This window comes from Clostridiales bacterium, from assembly GCA_012512255.1.
Lineage (GTDB): Bacteria > Bacillota > Clostridia > Christensenellales > DUVY01 > DUVY01.
In genome coordinates, this window is the sequence record JAAZDJ010000133.1 from 1 (window position 1) to 3,036 (window position 3,036).

General features: G+C 37.9%; 3 protein-coding genes. All 3 read right to left on the bottom strand.

All coding sequences use genetic code 11. The features are described 5' to 3' along the window. Positions 1 to 786, bottom strand: a 786-nt coding sequence (locus tag GX756_06645; GenBank protein NLC17536.1) for a beta-glucosidase, incomplete at its 3' end; no start/stop codon positions are given. A gap of 15 nt (positions 787 to 801) precedes the next feature. Further along, a complete protein-coding gene (locus GX756_06650) occupies positions 802 to 1,098 on the bottom strand; it encodes a hypothetical protein (GenBank protein ID NLC17537.1) in 297 nt (98 codons plus the stop codon). A gap of 73 nt (positions 1,099 to 1,171) precedes the next feature. After that, the gene (locus GX756_06655; protein NLC17538.1) at positions 1,172 to 2,938 is read right to left on the bottom strand and encodes an InlB B-repeat-containing protein; all 1,767 of its coding nucleotides are present in this window, start codon (positions 2,936 to 2,938) and stop codon (positions 1,172 to 1,174) included. Positions 2,939 to 3,036: the final 98 nt, after the last annotated feature.

Here is a 3,036-nt window from a genome sequence, read left to right on the forward strand (position 1 = left end):
TACATATATTCCTTCTTCATAATCAACATAGGAATATATATAAGTGGTTTTTTTGTCTTTAACAGAAAGGTGATCTTGACCGTTAGGTATTAGATTGTTACCAAAGTTAAACCATGTAGGGTCTTTTTTAAAATCACGCGCGTAAGTATCTGGAATACGACCCGAAGGATTAACATCGCCATTAAGAATTCGCCCTAAAGACATAATACCCGTATCGCCAGGCGCTCCAATCCAAATTACAGCGCCTATGTTTTCGTGATATGCATAATGCTCCGGGTCATCCAAAAAACCTAACTCAATAGGCGAACTGCTATTAATAATCACTATAACTTTTTCAAATTCGTCGCAAACAGCTTTAATTAAGTCGGTTTCATTTTGGTCAAGTTGTAGATAGTGATCGTTTGCGTCTCTTGCGCCTTCAACCAAATTGCCGTTCTTATCGACCATTTTACGAGGCAAATCCCAGCCCTCGCCGCCTATACGCGACAAAACAATCAACGCTGCATCGTCATAATCCCTATAACTATTTTTAACAGATTGAGTATAACTTGATTGCGGTGTCTCGCCCACTTTTAAAGAAATACTGCCGTCATTTTCCATATCGGGATTGCTCGACCTGCCGCTACCAGAGTCGCTGCTTTCATAAAAGCTTTTTAAGGTGGGATTATAGCTAAAGCCTGCTGCGGTCAAGCTTTCAAATATCGTTTTGGTAAATTCTCCGCTTCCAGCGCCTGAGCCAGAGCCGCCATAAACTAGATTAACAGAGTTTTTGCCAAATACGCTTATTTTTGCTCCCTTTGGCTAGGGTAATGTATTAGAATCATTTTTTAATAACACAAAACCTTCTTCAGTAATTCGCTCATTGACTCTTTCTCCGTTAAGTCTAGCTTCTTCTTTAGTATCAAAATCAGCTATAAATATTTGTTGTGTGCCATCTTTGGTTATCATCCTTTCGCGTCCCCATAGAGTGCAAAATAATTCATAAAATATAGTTGATGCCAAAGACGTTACAACAATGAGTAAGACTAAAATAGAAGTCGTTACAAAAAACCAAACTTTTGAGCCAGTTTTACTAAAAATAACCTTAAAAAAACTCATTCTTTCCCTCCGTGTTAAAGCTAATTAAATAAACCATATCTTTTTGCTTTTAACATCAAGATAAGCTTTAGAACTAATAATTTCCTTCTACAGGGTCCCATGTCAAGTTAGCGTAAGTCGTTAATTTGATGCAGTCTACCATAGGTGCTGTTGACCACATCGTGCCGCCCATTCCTAAAGAGTTATCGGTAATTAGCTCAATAGTATTTTTGCCTTCTACAAGATCAATATTAGCTATAACAAAATCTTCAAAAGGCATTATAATGCCCTCGTTTTGACCAGGAACTCCATTAAAGTAAATTTCTTCATATTGTATAGGAACGCCATTAACTTTGACCGTATAAACAGGCTCTTCATCGGGAGAACCGCCAGGCGATAAAGTTGATTGTATAAAGAAATCTTTAATCTCGCCCGACAATCTAAGCACCAATTCAACATCAGGAATTGCCCGATCCGAATCTATTTCAAAGGTTAATGTAATTCCGTATCCATACAAATATGTAACAAAATATCCATTGCTTGCTCCTGCAGAGCCATCAATATCTTGAAGAATAGCGTCGGTACCTGTAGCATTTCCTGAGAATCCCCAACCAAAGAAATCAGAAAAATCAAGCATTTCTGCCTCAAATATATATTGCTTAGACCATTGAGCGTAAACTGTGGTATCTGATGAAATACCTTTTTCAAAATCAAAACCAACTATCCCATTTGGAGAGTCACTCCAACCTGCAAAGACATAACCTATACGAGAAGGCGATGCCGGCACAGTTATAGGCGAGTTTTTGTCATATACTTTTGTAATTGGTTCTGGAGCGCCGCTATAGTTATAATTTATTGTTAATAAATATGTTTCTATCCATTTTGCGTATAAATATGTATTATTTGTCACAGGCGTGTTTAAAGTAAATTCATTAACAAAATTGCTATCAGTAAACCAACCGACAAAGCGATGACCTTCGCGCGAAACATCAGGTTGATTAATTACGGCGCCTTCGACAACATTTTGAATTATATTTTCAGGAGCGCCGGAGTAATTTAAGTCAAATTCAACCTGATATACCGCCGCGCCTTCGTTATTTACCCATTTTGCGTAAACTTGGATAGATGCGGTAACCGCGCCAAACTCATAAGGATTATTGAAATCGGGGTCAGTAAACCATCCCGCAAAACTATAACCTTCTCGAGTGGGATTATCAGGTCTTGTAGGAGTTTCTCCTGAATTTACTTCCTGAATCATTGCGGCAGGAGCGCCTTCATAATTTAGATGAAATATTACGCTAAAGCTTTGAGTCCATTTTGCATAAAGAGTGAAATTTGTAGTAACCGCATCGCCAAAATTATATGGCGTAATTCCTTCAGGCTCCAAAAACCAACCGCCAAATACATATCCGCTGCGCACAGGGGTGGTCTTTAAAGGCTCAACTGTGCTGCCGCTTTCTATTTGAACACTTACATTGTCGCCATCGCCGCCATTCAGATCAAAAATAACCGTATAGTATTGCAATTTCACTGACCATTTAGCGTATAGCACAAAAGTTTTGGCAGTTATCGGAGCGCTAAAATCAAATTCATCGCCTTCGCATTCTTCATTATCATACCAACCTTCAAAAGTATATCCTTCTCGGCTAGGGTCAATTGAAGGTCGCGGCACCGTTTTACCTTTTTCTACTCTAATAATATCAGGTTCATTCTCTACATTATCATCGCCCGCGTTTGTGTCAAATATAACAGTGCACATTTCTTTTTCGGGCGTATCGGTAGTATCGCAACCCGTGAGTATAATTGAACAACCTATAATAATCGCTAAGAAAATCATCCAAAGATTGCGTAGCTTATTCAAAGTTCTATCCTCCATTAAAAATTTTTTTAAAAAATATTAAATCATTTGTAAATAAATGTTGCTTTCAAAATTAAGATTCCCCATATATATAACTAACA

Coding starts and splice junctions, on each gene's coding strand:
- GX756_06650 (NLC17537.1), bottom strand. CDS start 1,098: ATGAGTTTTTTTAAGGTTATTTTTAGTAAAACTGGCTCAAAAGTTTGG.